16 protein-coding genes and 1 tRNA gene are annotated in these 21,172 nt (G+C 63.3%); 10 read left to right on the top strand and 7 right to left on the bottom strand.

The window, feature by feature from the left end:
- Window positions 1-100 precede the first annotated feature (100 nt).
- The 4 genes from L0963_RS04505 to L0963_RS04490 form a co-directional block, all read right to left on the bottom strand.
- Window positions 101-691, bottom strand: a complete 591-nt coding sequence (locus L0963_RS04505) for a mobile mystery protein B (protein WP_062900459.1) — start codon at window positions 689-691, stop codon at window positions 101-103.
- The gene (locus L0963_RS04500) at window positions 688-1,152 is read right to left on the bottom strand and encodes a mobile mystery protein A (RefSeq protein ID WP_062900460.1); all 465 of its coding nucleotides are present in this window, start codon (window positions 1,150-1,152) and stop codon (window positions 688-690) included. The genes L0963_RS04505 and L0963_RS04500 overlap by 4 nt, the downstream gene beginning before the upstream one ends.
- Window positions 1,153-1,287: 135 nt before the next feature.
- The gene (locus L0963_RS04495) at window positions 1,288-2,523 is read right to left on the bottom strand and encodes a tyrosine-type recombinase/integrase (protein ID WP_062900461.1); all 1,236 of its coding nucleotides are present in this window, start codon (window positions 2,521-2,523) and stop codon (window positions 1,288-1,290) included.
- A 172-nt stretch (window positions 2,524-2,695) separates the two neighbouring features.
- Window positions 2,696-2,782, bottom strand: a tRNA-Leu gene (locus tag L0963_RS04490).
- 213 nt (window positions 2,783-2,995) lie between these two features.
- On the opposite strand from L0963_RS04490, the gene L0963_RS04485 reads away from it, so the two are divergent.
- From L0963_RS04485 to L0963_RS04455, 7 genes are all read left to right on the top strand, one after another.
- Window positions 2,996-3,922, top strand: coding sequence for a complex I NDUFA9 subunit family protein (locus L0963_RS04485; protein ID WP_186402759.1), 927 nt, complete (start codon window positions 2,996-2,998; stop codon window positions 3,920-3,922).
- A gap of 194 nt (window positions 3,923-4,116) precedes the next feature.
- Window positions 4,117-4,917: an undecaprenyl-diphosphate phosphatase gene (locus tag L0963_RS04480; RefSeq protein WP_217372554.1), complete on the top strand. Its 801-nt coding sequence runs from the start codon at window positions 4,117-4,119 to the stop codon at window positions 4,915-4,917.
- Window positions 4,918-5,075: 158 nt separating this feature from the next.
- Complete coding sequence (locus tag L0963_RS04475; protein WP_186402757.1) at window positions 5,076-6,518, top strand: NAD(P)-dependent oxidoreductase; 1,443 nt, start codon at window positions 5,076-5,078, stop codon at window positions 6,516-6,518.
- Between the two features lie 23 nt (window positions 6,519-6,541).
- On the top strand, window positions 6,542-7,699 hold the full coding sequence (locus tag L0963_RS04470) for a DUF2059 domain-containing protein (RefSeq protein ID WP_186402756.1): 1,158 nt from the start codon (window positions 6,542-6,544) through the stop codon (window positions 7,697-7,699).
- Window positions 7,700-7,728: 29 nt separating this feature from the next.
- Window positions 7,729-12,255, top strand: coding sequence for a glutamate synthase large subunit (gene gltB / locus L0963_RS04465; RefSeq protein WP_062900466.1), 4,527 nt, complete (start codon window positions 7,729-7,731; stop codon window positions 12,253-12,255).
- Window positions 12,256-12,396: 141 nt separating this feature from the next.
- Window positions 12,397-12,819 carry a hypothetical protein gene (locus tag L0963_RS04460; protein ID WP_217372555.1) on the top strand — a complete coding sequence of 141 codons (423 nt, stop codon included), beginning with the start codon at window positions 12,397-12,399 and terminating at the stop codon, window positions 12,817-12,819.
- Window positions 12,820-12,911: 92 nt separating this feature from the next.
- Window positions 12,912-13,583, top strand: coding sequence for a glutathione S-transferase family protein (locus L0963_RS04455; RefSeq protein WP_062902946.1), 672 nt, complete (start codon window positions 12,912-12,914; stop codon window positions 13,581-13,583).
- Window positions 13,584-13,752: 169 nt separating this feature from the next.
- On the opposite strand, the gene katG is transcribed toward L0963_RS04455, so the two are convergent.
- Window positions 13,753-15,951 (bottom strand): catalase/peroxidase HPI, encoded by a 2,199-nt coding sequence (gene katG, locus L0963_RS04450; RefSeq protein ID WP_062900467.1) that lies wholly within the window; start codon window positions 15,949-15,951, stop codon window positions 13,753-13,755.
- A gap of 346 nt (window positions 15,952-16,297) precedes the next feature.
- Between katG and L0963_RS04445 the strand changes: the two genes are divergently transcribed.
- Window positions 16,298-16,447, top strand: coding sequence for a hypothetical protein (locus L0963_RS04445; protein ID WP_186402752.1), 150 nt, complete (start codon window positions 16,298-16,300; stop codon window positions 16,445-16,447).
- 71 nt (window positions 16,448-16,518) lie between these two features.
- On the opposite strand, the gene L0963_RS04440 is transcribed toward L0963_RS04445, so the two are convergent.
- Together L0963_RS04440 and L0963_RS04435 are read right to left on the bottom strand one after the other, a co-directional pair.
- On the bottom strand, window positions 16,519-18,942 hold the full coding sequence (locus L0963_RS04440) for a TonB-dependent receptor (RefSeq protein WP_234178594.1): 2,424 nt from the start codon (window positions 18,940-18,942) through the stop codon (window positions 16,519-16,521).
- Between the two features lie 87 nt (window positions 18,943-19,029).
- Window positions 19,030-19,200 (bottom strand): YezD family protein, encoded by a 171-nt coding sequence (locus tag L0963_RS04435; RefSeq protein ID WP_082813399.1) that lies wholly within the window; start codon window positions 19,198-19,200, stop codon window positions 19,030-19,032.
- Window positions 19,201-19,393: 193 nt separating this feature from the next.
- Here L0963_RS04435 and L0963_RS04430 point away from each other — a divergent pair, with 193 nt between their 5' ends.
- Together L0963_RS04430 and L0963_RS04425 are read left to right on the top strand one after the other, a co-directional pair.
- Window positions 19,394-20,398, top strand: coding sequence for an NAD(P)H-dependent flavin oxidoreductase (locus tag L0963_RS04430; RefSeq protein ID WP_062902947.1), 1,005 nt, complete (start codon window positions 19,394-19,396; stop codon window positions 20,396-20,398).
- A 33-nt stretch (window positions 20,399-20,431) separates the two neighbouring features.
- Window positions 20,432-21,151, top strand: coding sequence for a hypothetical protein (locus tag L0963_RS04425; RefSeq protein WP_234178592.1), 720 nt, complete (start codon window positions 20,432-20,434; stop codon window positions 21,149-21,151).
- The last annotated feature ends 21 nt before the right edge of the window (window positions 21,152-21,172 follow it).

Below are 21,172 nucleotides of genomic sequence, written 5' to 3'. Positions count from 1 at the left end.
CTCGAAAAGAGGGTCCCAAATTTTCGTTCCCACCGTGTAGCTCGCGTCGGAGCAGCTATTGATCGCTTGGTCCATGCGGAGTCACATGCTGGCTATCTAGCTATGATCGTGCAAAGAGCAACAATGGCCCGATATCATGGCTATCGGCTACTTTAAGTGCGGCAACATAAGCTGCTCTCGTTTCGCTGGCATTGACCAGGCCAACGCTTCCCCATGTAAACGGTGTACATCCGAGTTGGACCGCCAGCATGTCGCCGACCATACGCGAAAAACGGCCATTGCCGTTCGGGAAAGGATGGATGGCAACGAGCCGGTGGCTGAATCGGACGGCAATTTCATCGGGTGGGTAGGTTCCATGCTCGACCCAATATCGCGTGTCGTCGATCAGTTGACGAAGGTCCATGGGGATTCTGTAAGCATCGACGCCAATGTTGCGCGGCGTGGTGCGATACTGCCCGGCCCAACGCCACACGTCTCCGAACATGCGTTTGTGAAGCTGGTTCATGAAATCCTGATCGAGAATATCCCGCTTCCGGCTCATCACCCATCGTAAAGCTTGCCTGATATTGATCTGTTCGGCTTCATTCAGCTCATGCCGCATGGTGATATAGGACGGGATGAGTTGTTCGCGCTCCTCGGCGGTCAGCGGCGTGTTGGCGTCGTCGTCATCGTTAAACAGCTTATCTGTCATTCATCATCCCACAGGCCGCGCAAGGAGCCGGATAGAATGAGTTCGATCATGCGCCGCTGTTCTTCGTCGAGATCGGCTTTGAGCAGGGCCTGATTTTCCAGCCGCATGGTATGGTCCAGCCGCGCAATATCCTTGCTCGCTTTCTGCTTCGCGCGGTCGCGCAGGATATCATCAAGCGGCTTCGTCGGTACGAAGGCATAAACGAAAGTGCAGTTCATTGCCTCAGCCGCCTGACGCAGCGTCTTAATCGTGGTGGATCCGCTGACTTCGGCCTTCTCAATCACGGGAATGCGCGAAATCGATGTTCCCATACGAGCGGCAAGCTGGCGGACCGTCATGCCCAGAGCTTCGCGTATTGCCTTTATCCAGCCTCTTGGGGGCACGGCAAAAGACGTTTCGCGCAAGGGCGCGAAACGTCTTTCGAGTTGCTTGCGGGCAAGGGCGGCCTGATCTTCGTTCATATATATATGTCCTGATGAGCCGAAGATGTATATATAAATATGAACATATCAAGATATTTTGATCGTAAATTTATGATCGTTACCTCATAAAATATACATAAATATATGAACGTACTACCGCAAAACCTGAGCGCGCTAGGCAGTCATTCGGCCGCCCCTCTGAAAAGATGGCCGCACAATCTGTGCGCCATCGCGGAGCTGGTCGAGATAGTCCGACCAGTGCTGCATCATGCGCACACGCTCATCCCAATATTCGCCGCGCGTGTAGATTCGCCGCGTCGCGTTTGCATCCAGATGCGCGAGCTGCCTCTCGATCGCATCGGGATGCCACATGCCCATCTGGTTGAGAAGAGTCGCGGCTGTCGAACGGAAGCCATGCGCCGTCATCTCCTCGCGGCTATAGCCGAGACGCCGAAGGGCCGCGCTCACCGTATTCTCGGACATGCACCGCCGGGAAGTTCGAAATGAGGGGAACAGAAATTGCCCATGGCCCGTGAGGCCGTGCAGCGCTTCAAGCATTTCGAGAACCTGCCTGGACAGCGGGACACAATGCTGACGGCGCATTTTCATCTTGTCGGCCGGGATCGTCCACACCGCGTCCTCGACATCGATCTCCGTCCATTCCGCCTGTCGCAGTTCGCCCGGCCTCACGAAGACATGCGGCGTCAGTCGCAGCGCAATTGCCGTGATTTCGTGACCAGCATATCCTTCGATAGCGCGCAGGAGCGCCCCTGTTTCCTTGCGGGTCGTGATCGCGGCGTGGTGCTTTACCTTCGGAGCCGTGAGCGCGCCGCGCAAGTCAGCCGCAAGATCACGGTCCGCCCTTGCGGTGGCGATCGCGTATCGGAAGACCCTGCTGATCACGCTGCGCATCCGACGCGCACTTTCATACCGTCCATTGGCCTCGACCTTACGGAGTACGGCCAGAACCTCCTGGGGCGTGATTTTCGAGATCGGACGGCTGCCGATCAGTGGATTGGCGATATCGAGGAGCCAGCGAATTTTGCGAAGCGTGACGGCCGCGCGCTCTTCCCGTTCGTTTTTCGCCAGCCATTCCTCTGCGATCGTCTTGAACGTGTTGTCCTCGGCGATCTTTCGGGTGATCCGTTCGACCTTCTTTTCCGCGGCCGGATCGAGCCCTGCAAGAAGCAGCTTTCGCGCTGCGTCGCGCAGTTCCCGAGCGGAAGCAATTCCAATATCAGGCCACGAACCGAAGTAGAGAGTCTTTTGTCGGCCTAGGTGACGATAGTTCATTCGCCAGACCTTTGCTCCGCTCGGTCTGACCACGAGATATAGGGCATCGCTATCGGCCATTTTATAGGCCTTTTCTGCGGGCTTGGCGTTCGAAATCTGGATGTGGGTAAGCGTCATGATGGTTTCACCTGCAAGAGGCTGACCGGAACCATCAAAAACACCATCAAAGCTGATGGTACGCTGATGGTTCCGGCTGGATCAGCCTGGATTCCATTCAGCGATTCTCATCGAAAAACGGTGGAAAACCAGCCGCTTGCTGGACGTTCCCGGACGTTGCCGGAAAGGTCACTGGTGCCCAGAAGAGGACTCGAACCTCCACGACCTTGCGATCGCCAGCACCTGAAGCTGGTGCGTCTACCAATTCCGCCATCTGGGCACGGGGTAGGAGCGGGCGCTTAGCGGCGGGGCGGCGGGCTTGTCAACCGCGTCGGCCCGCCCCGCGGCAAATTTTATTTCAAAGGCGCGGTTTTGTTGCGCTAGCGGGCCCTGCCCTTCCCTTCGCGCTTGCCCCGTCGGGCGCTTCGCGGCATGGGGACGCGAGGGACGCTGCGGCGTCCGGCTTCGAGAATCGGCAAGACAGGCAAGGGTGATGCAGAATCTGAGCGGGCAATTGATCACGGTGTTCGGCGGCGGCGGCTTTCTTGGCCGCTATGTCGTCCAGCGGCTGCTGGCACGCGGCGCGCGCGTGCGGATTGCGCAGCGCGACCCGCGCCAGGCGGTGTTTCTCAAGCCGCTCGGCGGGCTGGGCCAGACGCAGTTCGTCGCCGCCGATGTGCGCGATGCCCGCAGCGTCGCCCGCGCCGCGACGGGCAGCGACGCCGCGATTAACCTCGTCGGCAGCTTTGCCGATATGGCGGCGGTCCAGGCCGCCGGCGCCAGCCATGTCGCGGCCGCAGCAAAGGCGGCGGGTGCGAAAGCGCTCGTCCATATCTCGGCGATTGGCGCCGATCCGGCCAGCGCGTCGGGCTATGGCCGCAGCAAGGGCGACGGTGAAGCCGCCGTGCGCGCCGCTTTCGCTGGCGCAGCGATCCTGCGTCCGTCCATCGTCTTCGGCCGCGAGGACAAGTTCATCAACCGCTTCGCGGGCCTCATCCGCGCGCTGCCTGCGGTGCCGGTCATCGCGCCGAAGGCGAAATTCCAGCCGGTCTATGTCGGCGACGTCGCCGATGCGGTGGTCGCGGCACTCGATACCCCCGGCCAGACGCTCGAGCTCGGCGGTCCGCAGCAGTTCACCATGCTGGAGCTACAGCAGTGGATTGCGAAAGCGATCGGTCGGAACCGCCTGTTCGTCGAGATTCCCGATACCGTGTCGGGCTTTCTGGCGCGCGGCTTCGGCTGGGCGCCGGGCGCTCCGATCACCAAGGATCAATGGCTGATGCTGCAGCACGACAATATCGTCAGCGGAACCAACGGCCTTGCCGCGCTGGGCATCGCCCCCACCGCGCTGGCCGACGTCGCCGACGGCTGGCTCGTCCAGTATCGCCGCCATGGCCGCTTCGCAGCGATGGCCCGCTGAGCCGCGCGCGCGACGACAGGCGCAATTAGCGGCTGGATAAATCCGTCCGCGCTGCGTAGGTCTCAACATCAGGACAGGGGCGTCCGGCACCGCGCGGGCGCCCCTTCGCTTGTCATCTCCAGCTTCGGGAAGTCCATGATCCAGTTTGCCGCATCGCCCCGCCCCGCCCTTCTCCTGCGCGTGGAGGCCGGACGATGAGCCTGTGGCTGACCGCGATCATCCTCGGCATCGTCGAGGGGCTGACCGAATTCCTGCCCGTCTCGTCCACCGGGCATCTGATCCTCGCCACCGAATTGCTCGGCTATGACGCGTCGAAATGGGCGATCTTCAATATCGCTATCCAGCCCGGGGCGATCCTTGCGATCGTCGTCCTCTATCGCAAATTATTCTGGGACATGTTCATCGGCTTTTTCCGGCGCGATCCGGTGGCGATCGCCTTTGTGCGCAATCTGCTCGTCGCCTTCATTCCGGCGGTGGTGCTGGGGCTCGCGTTCGGCGACTATATCGAGACGTTGCTGGAAAATGCCGTCGTCGTCGCCTGGGCGCTGGTGATCGGCGGCTTCACGATCCTGCTGGTCGAAAAGCTCGCCAAGCCGAAGGAGAGTGGCGGGGTCGCCAAGCTGACGCTGCGCCAGTCGATCATGGTCGGGCTGGTCCAGTGCCTCGCGATGATCCCCGGCGTCAGCCGCTCGGGCGCGACGATCATGGGGGCGATGGCGATGGGCGTAGACCGCAAGACCGCCGCCGAATTCAGCTTCTTCCTCGCGCTGCCGACGCTGACCGGCGCGACGGTGCTGCAGCTCGCCAAGCATCGCGATGCGATCACCTCGAACGATATGGGCCTGATCGCGCTCGGCGCCGCGGTGTCGTTCGTCGTCGCATGGGCGGTCATCAAGGCGTTTCTGGCAGTAGTCACGCGCTATGGCTTCGCGCCGTTCGCCTGGTATCGAATCATCGTCGGCGGCGCGGCGCTTATCTGGCTCACCATGCGATAGGTCCGATATTTTACTAATTGCGAAACTTAATTGCGTGTCCGCGCATCCGTCAACTGAAACCCCTAATTTTTAGGTCAGCATAACTGTCTTATTCCACAAAATGTCCGTGACAGCGGCGCTCCCGCCATGCATCCGCGCTTCAACGAAGGGGATTTTGCATGGCTTCCGAACGCATGCTCCAATTTGTGGGGCGCGAACAACATTATCCGGACAAGCGCTCGGCCGACGAACGTGCGCGCGATTTTAACGAAATCGCGGCGCGCTACGCGCAGCCGGAAGCCGACGATCAGGCGTCGCGCTGTTCGCAGTGCGGCGTACCCTATTGCTCGGTCCACTGCCCGCTCCACAATCATATCCCCGACTGGTTGCGCCTGACCGCCGAGGGACGGCTGCGCGAAGCCTATGAACTGTCGAACGCAACGTCGACCATGCCCGAAATCTGCGGCCGCATCTGCCCGCAGGACCGCCTTTGCGAAGGCAATTGCGTGATCGAATTTTCGGGTCACGGGGCGGTGACGATCGGCAGCGTCGAGAAATATATCACCGACACCGCCTGGGCCGAGGGATGGGTCGAACCCGTCCATGTCGGCCCCGCAACGGGCCAGTCGGTCGCCGTCGTCGGCGCGGGGCCCGCGGGCCTGACCGCCGCCGAATATCTGCGCGCGGAGGGGCATGAGGTGCATGTCTACGATCGGCACGACCGCGCCGGCGGCCTGCTGACCTATGGCATCCCCGGCTTCAAGCTGGAAAAGGATGTGGTGATGCGCCGCGTCGACCGGCTCGCGGAAAGCGGCATCCATTTCCATCAGGGCTTCGAGGTCGGGCGTGATGCGACGCTGGATGAGCTGCGCCGGCGCCACGATGCGGTGCTGATCGCCACCGGCGTCTACAAGGCGCGCGAGATCAACGTCCCTGGCAATGGCGCCGAGGGGGTGATCGCGGCGCTCGATTATCTGGTCGCGTCGAACCGCAAAGGGTTTGGCGATGCGGTCCCGGCCTTCGACGACGGCAGCCTGAATGCCGAAGGCAAGCATGTCGTCGTCATCGGCGGCGGCGATACCGCGATGGACTGCGTCCGCACCGCGATCCGCCAACGCGCCAAATCGGTGAAATGCCTCTATCGCCGCGACCGCGAGAATATGCCGGGATCGCAGCGCGAAGTCGCCAATGCCGAAGAGGAAGGCGTCGAGTTCGTCTGGCTGTCCGCCCCCGAAAGCTTTGCCGCCGACAAGCATGTGAAGGAGGTCGCGGTTGCCGGGATGCGCCTTGGCGCGCCTGACGCAAGCGGCCGGCGCAGCCCCGAACCCGATCCGGGCCGTACCTTCGACCTGCCCGCCGACATGGTGATCAAGGCGCTGGGCTTCGATCCGGAGGAATTGCCGCACCTGTTCGGTTCGCCCGATCTGTCGGTCACGCGCTGGGGCACGCTGCGCGTCGATCATCAGACGATGATGACCAGCCTTCCCGGCGTTTTTGCCGCCGGCGACATTGTCCGCGGCGCCAGCCTGGTCGTCTGGGGCATCCGCGACGGCCGCGATGTCAGCGAACAGATGTCGAAATGGTTGAAGGCGAAAGCGAAAAGCGAAAAGAAGGCAGCCTGACCAACAGGGGAAGGGATTTCAAAATGTCGACGTTCAAAAATCTGCTGCTCGCTGGCGCCGTGGCGCTGACGCCTGCCCACGCCTATGCGGCGCCCAAGGAAGCGCCGATTGCCGAGGCAGTCACCGTTGCAATGCCCGCCGAGAGTGAAAGCGAGCCCGACAGCGAGCAGTCGCTCGCTAATGCCAAGGCGAAGATGCAGAAGGAAATCGATCAGGCGATCGCGCTCATTGAAAAAATCTTCGAGGTGGACAAGCTGCCGCCGGTCGATCCGGCGCAGCTCGCGCTCGCGCAGCAGACGACGAACGCGCTGATCCCGGCGGGAAGCATCGAGAAGATGCTCGACAATATGTACGGCAAGCTGTTTCGCGCCTTCATGGATCAGACGAGCAGCATGTCCGACCTGATGCTCTCGATCAAGACGGGCGTCGATAGCGAGAAGATTGCCGCGCTTGATGCGACGAGCAAGACCGCGATCGCCGATATGTTCGACCCGCACCGCAAGGAACGCGAGGATCAGATCAACAAGGTGATCAAGCCGCTGATCAGCGAGGCGCTCGGCGATCTCGAGCCGCCGATGCGCGACGGCCTCGCCCGCGCTTACGCGCGCAAGTTCAGCGCGCAGCAGCTCGGCGACCTCAACGCCTTTCTCGCAACCCCGACGGGCCAGGCCTATGGCGCCGAATGGATGTCGCTGCAGGCCGATCCCGAAGTGATGATCGCGATGGTCAAGGCCGTGCCGCCGCTGATCAACAAGTTCATCGACCGCGGCCCCGAGCTTGAAGGCCAGCTCAAAGATCTGCCCAAGGAAAAGGCGATGAGCGACCTCACCGACGCCGAGCTGGCGAAGCTTGCCAAGCTGATGAAAGTCGACGTCAAGACGCTCAAGGAGAACCGCGACATGTGGAACGACGACATGACCACGGACGCTACCGCGGTCGATGCCGTCGATGCAGCGGGCGATGCCGCAGACGCGGCCGCTGACGCCGCGGATGCAGCCGCGGCGACGGCCGACGCGGCCGGCGACTATGACGAGGCTTACGATCGCAGCAACTGGTCGGCCGCCGATCTGCAGAAGGTAGAAGATTTGGAGGCCGAGGCCGACAAGGCATCCTCGGCCGCCTATGACGCCGAACAGGAAGCCGTCGCCAACGCGCGCAAGCGGCTCAAGCCTTCGACCTGACCCACGCCCATTCCGGCAGGAACCAAGACATGACCCATTACCCCACCCCCGATCACCAGCGGCTTGCCGAAGACGGCATGTATCGCCCCGACCTCGAGTCCGATGCCTGCGGCGTCGGCATGGTCGCGGCGACCGACGGCAAGGCCTCGCGCCGCGTCGTCGAGGCGGCGATCGAGGCGCTGCGCGCCGTCTGGCACCGCGGCGCCGTCGATGCCGACGGCAAGACGGGCGATGGTGCGGGTATCCATGTCGACCTGCCGGAGCGCTTTTTCGACGATGCGATCGCGGCATCGGGGCACAAGGTGCTGCCGAACCGCCTCGCCGTCGGCATGATCTTCCTGCCGCGCACCGACTTGGGCGCGCAGGAAGCATGCCGCACGATCGTCGAATCCGAAATCATCGACGCGGGCTACACCATCTATGGCTGGCGCCAGGTTCCGGTCGACGTGTCGGTGATCGGCGACAAGGCGCAGCGCACGCGCCCCGAAATCGAACAGATCATGATTGCCGGCCCCCTGCCCGAGGAGCAGTCTATCGACGAATTCGAAAAGCAGCTCTATCTCGTCCGCCGCCGCATCGAAAAGAAGGTGATTGCGGCGCAGATCGCCGATTTCTACATCTGCAGCCTGTCTGCGCGATCGATCATCTACAAGGGACTGTTCCTCGCCGAGAGCCTGGCGGATTTCTATCCCGACCTTGCGAACAAGCTGTTCGAGAGCCGGGTTGCGATTTTCCACCAGCGCTATTCGACCAACACCTTCCCGCAATGGTGGCTCGCCCAGCCGTTCCGCACCCTCGCTCATAATGGCGAGATCAACACAATCCGCGGCAACAAGAACTGGATGAAAAGCCACGAGATCAAGATGGCGAGCCTCGCCTTCGGCGAACATTCGGAAGACATCAAGCCGGTGATCCCGGCTGGCGCCAGCGATACGGCAGCGCTCGACGCAGTGTTCGAGACGCTATGCCGCGCGGGCCGCGATGCGCCGACCGCAAAGCTGATTCTGGTCCCCGAAGCCTGGGCCACCGATGAAGAAATGCCCGCCGCGCACAAGGCGATGTACAACTTTCTCGCAAGCGTGATGGAGCCGTGGGACGGCCCAGCCGCGCTCGCGATGACCGACGGCCGCTGGGCAGTCGCGGGGATGGACCGCAACGCACTTCGTCCGCTGCGCTACACGCTGACGGCCGACAATCTGCTCGTCGTTGGCTCTGAAAGCGGCATGGTACTGCTGCCCGAGGCGAGCATCCGCAAGAAGGGTCGCCTCGGCCCCGGCCAGATGATCGCCGTCGACCTCGACGAAGGCACTCTCTACGAAGACCGCGCGATCAAGGACAAGATCGCGGGAACGCACGATTATGCGGCGCGCGTGAAGGGTTTCCGCACGATGGCCGACCTGCCCAAGGGCGGCAAGTCGAGCCTGCCGGGCTTTGACCGCGCCGAACTGCTGCGCCGCCAGGTCGCCGCCGGCTTCACGATGGAAGATATGGAACTCATCCTTTCGCCGATGGTCGAGGATGCGAAGGAAGCGATCGGCTCGATGGGCGACGACACGCCGCTCGCGGTCATTTCCGACAAGCCGCGCCATGTCGCGCAATTCTTCCGCCAGAACTTCAGCCAGGTCACCAACCCGCCCATCGACAGCCTGCGCGAACGGCATGTGATGAGCCTGAAGACGCGCTTTTCGAACCTTGCCAATATTCTCGACGAAAAAGGCCAGAGCCCGCACGTGCTCGTCATCGATTCGCCGGTGCTCGTCGGCGACGACTGGGACCGGCTGCGCGCCTATTTCGGCGATGCAGTGGCCGAGATCGATTGCACTTTCCCAACCGGCGGCGACGCCTCGACGCTGCGCGACGCGATCGCGCGCATCCGGCGCGAGGCAGAGGACGCCGTGCGCGCGGGGCGGAGCGAGCTGTTCCTTTCCGACCAGACTATCGGCGAAGATCGCGTCGGGGTCGCAATGGTGCTCGCCGCTGCGGCGGTCCACACGCACCTCGTGCGCAAGGGGTTGCGCAGCTACGCCTCGATCAACGTCCGCTCGGCCGAGATACTCGACACGCACGGCTTTGCGGTGCTCATCGGCGTCGGCGCGACCACGGTCCACGCCTATCTCGCCGAAGCGGCGATCGCCGACCGTCTGTCGCGCGGCCTGTTCGGCGACCTAGCGCTCGCCGACGCGCTGCAGCGCTTCCGCAAGGCAATCGACGACGGCCTCTTGAAGATCATGGCCAAGATGGGGATCGCGGTGATCTCCTCCTATCGCGGCGGCTATAATTTCGAGGCGGTCGGCCTTAGCCGCGCGCTCGTAAACGATCTCTTCCCCGGCATGCCGGCCAAGATTTCGGGCGAAGGCTATCAGTCGCTCTTCATCAACGCGACCGAGAAGCATGAGGCGGCGTTCGACGCGCGCGTCACGACGCTCCCCATCGGCGGCTTCTATCGCCAGCGCGCGGGCGGCGAAGCGCACGCCTATTCGGCGCAGCTCATGCACTTGCTGCAGACCGCCGTCGCGACCGACAGCTATTCGACCTATCTGCAATTCGCGCGCGGGGTCGCCGACCTGCCGCCCATCTATCTGCGCGACCTGATGGAATTCAACTTCCCAGCGCAGGGCATAGCGCTCGACAGCGTCGAGGCGATCACCGAAATCCGCAAGCGCTTCGTCACCCCGGGCATGTCGTTGGGCGCACTATCCCCCGAAGCGCATGAAACGCTGGCGATTGCGATGAACCGCATCGGCGCGAAGGCGGTGTCGGGCGAAGGCGGCGAAGCAAGCGAACGCTACAAGCCTTATGCCAATGGCGACAATGCCAACAGCAACATCAAGCAGATCGCGTCGGGCCGCTTCGGCGTCACGGCCGAATATCTCGGCGCCTGCGACGAGATCGAAATCAAGGTCGCACAGGGTGCCAAGCCGGGCGAAGGCGGCCAGCTTCCGGGCTTCAAGGTCACCGAATTCATCGCGCGCCTGCGCCATTCGACGCCGGGCGTGATGCTGATCTCGCCGCCGCCGCACCACGACATCTATTCGATCGAGGATCTTGCACAGCTCATCTACGATTTGAAGCAGATCAATCCGAAGGCGCGCGTCTGCGTGAAGCTCGTCAGCTCGGCGGGCATCGGCACCGTCGCGGCGGGCGTTGCCAAGGCGCACGCCGACGTGATCCTTGTCTCGGGCAATACCGGCGGCACGGGCGCTTCGCCCCAGACGAGCATCAAATATGCCGGCACCCCTTGGGAAATGGGCCTCAGCGAAGTCAACCAGGTACTGACGCTCAACGGCCTTCGGCACCGCATCCGCCTGCGCACCGACGGCGGGCTCAAGACCGGGCGCGACATCGTCATCGCCGCCATCCTGGGCGCCGAGGAATATGGCATCGGGACGCTGAGCCTTGTCGCCATGGGTTGCATCATGGTGCGCCAGTGCCATTCGAACACCTGCCCCGTCGGGGTCTGCACGCAGGACGAGAAGCTGCGGCAGAAGTTTACGGGGTCGCCCGAAAAGGTCATCAACCTGATGACCTTCATCGCCGAGGAAGTGCGCGAAATCCTCGCCAAGCTCGGCTGCCGCAGCCTCGACGAGGTGATCGGCCGCACCGAGCTTCTCCGCCAGGTCAGCCGCGGTGCCGAGCATCTCGACGACCTCGACCTCAATCCGATCCTCGCCAAGGTTGATGCGCCCGACGAGCAGCGCCGCTCGCAGGGACCGAATTTCCGCAACCCGGTGCCCGACAGCCTCGACGCGCAGATCTTGAACGATGCGAAACCTTTGTTTGATCGCGGTGAGCGGATGCAGCTCACTTATAACGTCCGCAACACCCACCGTGCCGTCGGCACGCGCCTCTCGGCCGAAGTTACGGCGCGTTTCGGGATGACCGGGCTTGCCGACGACCATGTGCAGGTGCGTCTGCGCGGAACCGCCGGGCAGTCGCTCGGCGCCTTCCTCTGCCAGGGCATCACGCTCGAAGTGTTCGGCGATGCGAACGACTATGTCGGCAAGGGCCTGTCGGGTGGGCGCATCATCGTGCGGCCGACCGTGTCGAGCCCGCTGGTCAGCCAGCATAACAGCATCGTCGGCAACACCGTCCTCTACGGCGCGACCGCAGGCACCTTGCTCGCGGCGGGCCAGGCGGGCGAACGCTTTGCGGTCCGCAACTCGGGCGCGAAAGTCGTGATCGAAGGCTGCGGTGCCAATGGCTGCGAATATATGACCGGCGGCACGGCGGTGATCCTGGGTGCGGTAGGGTCGAATTTCGGCGCCGGCATGACCGGCGGCATGGCCTTCGTCCTCGACGTCGATGAAAGCTTCGAAAGCCGCGCCAATCCCGAATCGATCGTCTGGCAACGGCTCGACAGCGCACATTGGGAAGGCGCCTTGCGCGCACTTGTCGAGGAGCATGCGGCGGCAACCGGCAGCAAATGGTCGGCCGAGGTGCTTGCCGACTGGGATCGCTGGCGCACGCGTTTCTGGCAGGTGTGTCCCAAGGAAATGATCGGGCGTCTCGCGCATCCGCTCAGCGACCGGCCTGCACAGGCGGTCGCCGCCGAATAGCCGGTGTCCCCGGCCCTCGCCGGGGACGTCTGCCGCATCAAGGCCCCAGTCTGCCGCAAGACGATAGGTTATTCAGCCGCGCGAAAGCGTCGGGCCGCTATGTGCGGCGCTGATGTTTCGCGCTTCCGAAAGGATGATTCCATGCGACCGATCCGCGCCGCCCTTCCGCTTCTCGCACTCCTCGCCCCCGTGCCGGCGTCGGCGGCGGATGCGCGCGACGCTGCCGCCGTGCTGAACGATCCGGCGACGCAGGACCGGATGGCCGACACGATCACGGCTCTGGTCGGTGCAATGATGCAGATGCCCGTCGGTCCGCTCGCCGAAGCCGTCGCGCGCGTCGATCCGTCGTCCGATGCCGCCCGCATACCCGCCGACGCAACCATCGGTGACATCGCGGGGCGCGACCCCGGCTATGCCGAGCGTATGGGCGGCGACGTTCGCGCAAGCGCGCGCATGGCCGGTCATGCCGCTTCTGCCGTCGCCGCTTATGCTCCGGTTATCAAGGATATGGCGCGTGATCTTCTGGCGCAATGGGAAGCTGAACGCACCACGGCGCGGCAATAGCGCACCGCTTGCGTGCTGACCCGAACCGACCCGGTTGATAAGTCCGCCATAGCCATTGGACGCGCCGCCTCGCTGACGCTATGCGGATGATCATGTGGCAACTCTATCAATTCCCTCTCTGTCCCTTCTCGCGCAAGGTCCGGCTGCTGCTCGGCGAAAAGGGCGTTGGTTATGAATTGGTGCGCGAATCACCGTGGGAACGCCGTGACGAATTCGTCGACCTGAACCCCGCCGGGCGTACCCCGGTGATGGTGGACGAGGGGCGCGGACAAGTGCTCATCGACAGCAACGCCATCGCCGAATATTTCGAGGAGACGGTCGAGGGCAAGGCAATGATCAACGGCACCGCCGCCAATCGCGCCGAGATCCGCCGCCTGGTCGCCTGGTTCGATCAGGAATTCTATTTCGAAGTCACCGGCCCGCTGCTTTTCGAACGGATGCAGAAGCGCATCGTCCACCGCCAGCCACCCGACGGCGGCGCGCTGCGCGAAGCGATGAAGGCGGCGAACCAGCACCTCGACTATATCGACTATCTCATCGACCATCGCACCTGGCTTGCCGGTGCGACGATGAGCCTCGCCGATCTCGCCGCCGCGGCGCACATCTCGGTCGCCGACTATCTGGGCGGCATCGACTGGACCGGACACGATCAGACTAAGGGCTGGTATTCAGGCCTCAAGTCGCGCCCGAGTTTCCGGCCGCTGCTGGCAGAACGGATGGAAATCGTGACGCCGCCCAAATATTATGAAGACGTCGATTTCTAGTAAGTTCGCCGCCGGGCAAACGAACGACCGTTCGAAGCTTTCGGCATTGACCCCCTCATAAAATATGACCCGCCTCCCGGGCCCATGTCCCCGGAAGGCGGGTCGCGACCCGTCGCCATGAGGGTTGGCGGCCGGTCCCGAGGCATGTTCGGGACCGGCGCCTGCCCGGTTACGCGAGGTCGAAACGATCGGCGTTCATGATCTTCGTCCAAGCTTTGACAAAGTCCTTGACGAACTTTTCCTCGTGGCCCGTCTCGGCGTAGACTTCGGCGACAGCGCGGAGTTCCGAATTGGAACCGAAGACGAGGTCGGCGCGGGTTGCGCGCCAGGTTTCGCCCCCGCTCTTGCGATCGGTTGCCACATATTCCTGGTCATCCGATCCGTCGACGGCCTTCCACACATTGGTCATGTCGAGCAGGTTGACGAAATAGTCGTTCGTCAACTGGCCCGAACGCTTGGTGAAATGGCCATGCCCGCGATCGCCATGATTGGCACCGAGCACGCGCAGGCCGCCAATCAGCACCGTCATTTCGGGCACCGACAGGCCGAGCAGCGACGCGCGGTCGAGCATCATTTCCTCGGTCTTCACCGCCAGCTTCTTCTTGCCGAGATAGTTGCGGAATGCATCGGCTTCGGGTTCCATCACCGCGAAGCTGTCGGCATCGGTCTGTTCGGCCGTCGCGTCGCCGCGGCCGCCGGTGAAGGGCACCGCGACGTTGAAGCCCGCGTCCTTGATCGCCTTTTCAAGACCCACAACGCCGCCGAGCACGATGGCGTCGGCCATCGACATGGACCCGCGCAGCCCGTCGAGCGTATCGAGCACCTTGGCCAGCATCGCCGGTTCGTTGACTTCCCAGTCCTTTTGCGGCGCGAGGCGAACCCGCGCACCATTGGCACCCCCGCGAAAGTCCGACTTGCGGAAGGTGCTGGCGGAGGCCCACGCCGTCTTGATGAGTTGGCTGACGGTGAGGCCGCTCGCGGCGATCTTGTCCTTCACTGCCTTGACCTCGGCATCCGAAGGCATGGTGCCTGCGGGGATAGGGTCCTGCCAGATCAGGTCTTCGGCGGGTACTTCGGGGCCGAGGTAGCGGGTTTTCGGACCCATGTCGCGGTGCGTCAGCTTGAACCAAGCGCGCGCGAAGGCGTCCTTGAACGCTTCGTGGTCACTGCGAAACCTCTCGCTGATCTTGCGGTATTCAGGATCGCGCTTCAGCGCCATGTCGGCGGTCGTCATCATCGTGGGCACCTTGATGTTCGGATCCCACGCCGCCGGCGCCATATCCTCTTCCTTCTGACCGATCGGCTGCCACTGGTTCGCGCCCGCGGGCGATTTCACCAGCTCGTAATCATAGTCGAACAGCAACCGGAAATAATTTTCGGTCCATTTGTCGGGGGTGTTGGTCCAGGCGCCCTCGATGCCGCTCGTGACGGCATGTTCGCCGATGCCCCCATGCTCCTCGCCGCTGACCCAGCCGAAGCCCTGCGCAGCGAGATCGCCGCCCGCGGGTGCGGCCCCCAGCTTCGAGGCGTCGCCATTGCCATGCGCCTTGCCGAATGTATGCCCGCCCGCGGTCAGCGCGACGGTTTCCTCGTCGTTCATCGCCATGCGCGCGAAGGTTTCCTTCATGTCGCGCGCCATGCCTTCGTCATCGTGCGGATTGCCCTGCGGTCCTTCGGGGTTGACGTAGATCAGCCCCATCTGGATCGCCGCGAGAGGTCCCTCGATCACTTCGAAGCCGTGCTTGGGATCGATGCGCGTCTGCACGCCTTCGTTCACCCACTTGTCTTCGCTGCCCCAATAGATGTCGCGTTCGGGTTCATAGACATCGACGCGGCCGCCGCCGAAACCGAAGACCGGACCGCCCATGCTTTCGATCGCCACATTGCCGGTGAGGATGAACAGATCGGCCCAGCTGATCTTGTTGCCATATTTTTGCTTGATCGGCCAAAGCAGGCGCCGCGCCTTGTCGAGATTGCCGTTGTCGGGCCAGCTGTCGAGCGGCGCGAAACGCTGTTGCCCGCTATTGGCGCCGCCGCGGCCATCGGCGGTGCGGTAGGTACCCGCGGCGTGCCACGCCATGCGGATGAAGAAGGGCCCATAATGACCATAGTCGGCGGGCCACCACGGTTGGCTGTCGGTCATTAGCGCGGTCAGATCATCCTTCAGCGCCTGATAATCGAGCGATTTGAACGCTTCGGCATAGTCGAAATCTTCGCCCATCGGGTTGGAAGGCCCGTTGGGGGTGAGGATGTCGGTCGCCAGCATGTCCGGCCACCAATCCTTGTTTGTGCGGCCGAGCAGCGCGCGCATGCCGCCCTTGTGAACGGGACAACCGCCTGCGGCGTCGATGGGGGTCTGGTCGTTCATGCAATCTCTCCTCTTTTGGATTATTGGATTGTGACGCGGCGCGGTGACGGACGCGTGACGGGCAAAGTCGGGCCGACCGGCATTGCACCGAGTCGGTGGCGCTATCCTCTCCTTCTGACAGGCCGAGGATAGGCTGCGCGGTCCCATCGACATAACCGAATAAGCTGTATTCAGTGATCGACCCTTCCGATCATTAACACGCGAAGGACGATCGGGATCAGTCACTCGTCGCCCCGCCGCCACGACCGGACGCGGATGCGACGAACCGAGGAACATCGCGCGTTCGCCGCGGGTTTTTCATGGGTCCGGCCGCGATACTTGCAGCCGGACTGCAAGGAGAAGGAAAGTGGCTAATACCCCCAACCAGAACCAGCAGAAGCCGCAGGCGGATCGCGAAGAAGAACAGCGCCGTCAGCAGCAACAGCAGGACGGCCAGAACCGCCAGCCGGGCGAACAGCGCCGCGAAGAAGAGCGCAATCCCGGCCAGCAGCGCTAACGCCGCCGGCCTGTGAAAGGGGCCGCCCATCGGGCGGCCCCTTTTCCGTCGGCCTTGCGCTCCCGCCCCGGTCAGAAGCCGAATTTGATCGTCCCGCCCCACGTGCGGGGATCGCCTGGAAGCCCGGTGATCAGGCCGGTATTGCCCGGACCGACAAAAAGCTGATCGATATAATCGCGATCGAACGCGTTGCGGACCCAGGCAAAGACATCGAGGCGGCGTTCTGCCCGGAAGCCGACGCGGATATTCGACAGCGAATAGCCGTCGACCCAGGTGTAGATTGACGGGCTCGCGTTCGACGAGAAGTTCGAACGATAGCTGCCGTCATAGCCCAGATAGACCTGTCCCTCCTGACCGAACAACGATGCCGGCACATTGGCTTCGGCGCCGAAAGACAGCGCCCATTTCGACACGCCCGGCAGCCGCGCGCCCGATATGTCGCAGTTCGCGGGGCTGTTCGCACCGCCCGACAATTCGGGCGGGCATGGCGCATCGACGAAGCGCCGGTATTTGGCGTCGGTGTAGGCGCCGTTGACATAGGCATTGAAGCGTTCGCTCGGGCGGATCGCGACGTCGGCCTCAATCCCCTGTGTGCGGACCTTATCGGCATTGGCGAGATAGCCGCGCAACACCCCGAACTGTCCGTTGTTCACATTGGCTTGATAATCACCGATGTCGGTGCGGAAGACTGCCAGGTTGACCGTCCCCTTCCCGTTCCAATAGTCGGTCTTCAACCCCGCCTCGTAATGATCGACCGCTTCGGGCTTGATCGTCGCGGCGCCGAGCAGCGGGTTGCCGGCTGCATCGGTCGGCACGCCATTCTGATTGATACCGCCCGATTTGAACGTCCTGGCATAGGTTGCATAGACCAGCACACCGCGCGCAGCCTTGTAAGTCGCGGTCAGGTCGTAACTGAAGTTCCAGTCGCTGAAGCTCGGCGCATATTCCTGCGGCGCAAACACACCCAGCCGCGCCACCGACACCGGGTCGTTCAGCGCCCGCGTCACCGGTGACCCGTCGCCCGCGAACACCAGCCGCTGATAATAGCCCTCCTTCTTGTCATAGTTGATCCGCGCGCCGGGCTGGACCGTCAGCCGATCGGTGATCTTCCAGCTCAGCTGCCCGAACAGCGCGAGGCTGGTGTTCTTGAGATATTGCATGTTGCGCGCCGTCAGCCCGTCGAGCACGGTCGGATCATTGGCGAGCGCGCTCGCTGGATTGAGCGTCCAGCGGCTCGAGGCCGCGCCATGCGCCTCGGTCCCTTGCGTGTCGATGCGCTGGTGGAACGCAAAGCCGCCAAGCACGAAATCGAAGCGGTCGCCCGAAACATTGTAGCGCAATTCCTGCGTATATTGATTCTGCTGCGACGGGTTCTGCGACCTGGTGACGATCGGCAAGCCGGTGAAGTCGCGGTCGTTCTCGGGCTGCCAGTCCCAATAGCGCCACGCGGTGATCGAGGTGAGCGTGCCGGGACCGACATCCCATTTGGCGCGCAGCGCCACGCCGCCGATCTCGTTCCCGGCATTGAGATTGGCATCGAGGTCGGTCAGCCGGTCAAAGGGATTGGTGCTCGGCACCGTATAGCCCTGCGCCGCCGCGAGCGCGGCATATTGGCGGGCGAGCGGCCGCTGCGTCGCGCCGGTGCGCACGAACACCGAACCGCAGCATACAGCGTCCTGCTTGTTCCAGTCGCCGACGAGCGTGACGCTGAGCGTGTCGGTGGGTTTCCACAGCAATTGCCCGCGCAGGCCGATATTGTCCTGGCTCTGTATCCAGCGGTCGGTCGTGACATTGTAGATGGTGCCGCGGCGGCTCGTCGCCGACACCGCGATGCGCGCCGCCAGCCGGTCGGACAGCGGCCCCGAAATCGCCGCCTTCGCCTGCTTGAAATTGAGGTCGCCGATGCTGAGTTCGGCCTTGCCCTCGAAATCGAAGGTCGGCTGGTTCGTTGTGATATTGATCGCCCCGGCGGTCGTGTTCTTGCCATAGAGCGTGCCCTGGGGACCGCGCAGCACTTCGATCTGCGCGACATCGAGGAAGTCAAAGGTCGCGGAGGCGACGCGCGAATAATAGACGTCGTCGACATAGATGCCGACGCCCTGTTCGATACCGTCGTTGGTCAGGCCGAACGGCGCACCGATCCCGCGGATATTGACCGCCGAGTTGCGCGGATTGCTCGTGTAGAATTGCAGCGTCGGCGCGAGTTGCTGGAGGCGGCCGACGTTGAAACTGCCGGTGCTGTCGATCTGGTCACCGCCGACGACCGAAATGGCGATCGGGACGTCCTGTGCGGTTTCGCTTCGGCGTCGGGCGGTGACGACGATTTCATTGCCATAGGCGGCCTGCAGGCCTTCGCCCGCGAGGGTGTCTGCTGCTGCGGTTTCGTCAGCGGCATTTTCGGCTGCAAAGGCGGGACCGTCGCCAAGAAGCAGCAGAAGGGTAAGCGGGATGGCGGCCGGAGCGACCCGGCGGCGAGACGATGACTTTGGGATCATGACAATTTCCTGTTGCAAGAAATTGCCACATCCGGTGGTCCGGTCTGCGGCAGGTGGCGGGGATTATCCCCGTCGGGAGCTTGAGTATCAGTTGGGGTAGCGGTGCCGTTCGGTCACATCGACCTGCACCAGCCGCCCTTCATGGACGGTCAGTTGGATGGCGCCGAAGCGGAGCTTTTCAAGCGCATCGAGCACGGCTTGAACCGCGCGCGAGGGCGGCTCGCGCTCGCCGGGCGATGGGTCTTGGGACGACGTCATGACATTTCCTTTCCCCTTTGGTGGATTCGGCACCAAGACTATCCCAATTGTTTTAGTTGACAATGATTGTTTTGCTTTGGGCGCCGAAAGGAGAGTTTCCCGCGCCCAGCCGAACGGCGAAATCCGTGCCGCCTTCGGGGCTGTGCGCGGCAATGGATTGCGCGCGCGCGCGGCTGCTGGCAAAGGCGCAGCAATGAGCAAATTGAACGAACTCATGGCGCGCGGTACTGCTCTGCTGGGCAGCGACTACGCCATTCTCTGCGGCGCGATGAGCTGGGTCTCCGAGCGCCACCTGGTCAGCGCGATCAGCAATGCCGGCGGCTTTGGCGTGATCGCCTGCGGTGCGATGACGCCCGAGCTGCTGGATGCCGAGATCGCGGCGACAAAGGCGCTGGCGACCCGCAATTTCGGCGTCAACCTGATTACCATGCACCCGCAGCTTTTCGAGCTGATCGAGGTGTGCGCCAAACATGGCGTCGGCCATGTCGTGCTGGCGGGCGGACTGCCTCCGAAAGGCAGCCTCGAGGCGATCAAGGCGTCGGGCGCCAAGGTGATATGCTTCGCGCCGACGCTGGCGCTCGCAAAGAAGCTGGTCCGCTCGGGCGTCGATGCGCTGGTAATTGAAGGGATGGAAGCGGGAGGTCATATTGGCCCCGTGTCGACGAGCGTACTCGCGCAGGAAATCCTGCCCGCGCTCGCTTCCGAGGTGCCGATCTTCGTCGCCGGCGGCATCGGCCGCGGTGAGGCGATCGCCGGCTATCTGGAAATGGGCGCGGCGGGCGTCCAGCTCGGCACGCGCTTCGTCTGCGCCACCGAAAGCATCGCGCATCCCAATTTCAAAAAGGCGTTCATTCGCGCCTCCGCGCGCGACGCCATCGCCAGCGTCCAGATCGATCCGCGCCTGCCCGTCATCCCGGTCCGTGCGCTAAAGAATGCGGGCACCGAAGCCTTTACCGCCAAGCAGCGCGAGGTTGCCAATCTGCTCGACGGGGGCACCGTCGACATGGCGGCGGCGCAGCTCGAAATCGAACATTATTGGGCCGGCGCGCTGCGCCGCGCGGTGATCGACGGCGACGTCGAAAACGGCTCGTTAATGGCAGGGCAATCTGTCGGTATGGTAACGCAGGAAGAGAGCGTTGCCGAGATCATCGCATCTTTGGTGCAACAGGCCGAAACGGCCTTGCACGCACGGGGTTGACGCCGCATGAAGCATGCGGCTGGGGAGAAGGTCATGAATTTGTCGCGTAAAATCATCGTTGCCGGCCTGCTGGCAAGCGTCGCCGCCTGTGCGCCGAAACCCCCGCCCCCGCCCCCCCCGCCGCCGCCGCCGCCGCCGGTGGCCGTGGTCATCCCGCCGCGCCCCCTGCCCCCCGGCAACGCCTCTCTTACGCAAATCCTCCCCGCGCGCGGCCTTGACGGCCGGTTCATGACCGCGAACAGCGGCATCAGCGGCGACCGCGCATTCTGGCAGCTCAAGATTGCGCTCAACGTCGCGGCGATCGGTTGCCGCGGCGCCGAAGAAGCGACACTGGTGTCGGCGTACAACAATATCATCAAGGCGCATGCCAAGCAGATCCGGTCTACCGAAAAAACGGTCATCGCCGATCTGGGCAAGGAAACGCGCACCAACGGCATCGCCGCGCGCGACAAGCTGTCGACGCAGCTTTTCAACTATTTCGCGCAGCCCCCGGCGCAGCGCGCCTTCTGCGCTCGCGCCAACGAGGTCGCCCAGCTCGTCTCATCGACCCCGTCGGCACAGGTCATCCCGCAGGCTCCGGCCCAGCTTGCGCAGCTCGACCAGCCCTTCGTCGATTTCTATGAAGCCTACGCCAAATATCAGGCCGATGTCGCCGCGTGGGACGCGAAATATGCCCCGCCCCCGCCGGTGATGACCGCACCCGCCACGACGGCGGTTTCGGGACCGTCCGGGGCGCCCGTCGGCGGCAACTGAAACCGCCAGAATAGCGGGATA

It is taken from the genome of Sphingopyxis sp. NFH-91, assembly GCF_021401285.1.
Taxonomy (GTDB): Bacteria; Pseudomonadota; Alphaproteobacteria; order Sphingomonadales; family Sphingomonadaceae; genus Sphingopyxis; species Sphingopyxis terrae_A.
Note: the sequence above shows the minus strand (reverse complement) of the source record. Positions and strands in the feature narration are given on the sequence as shown.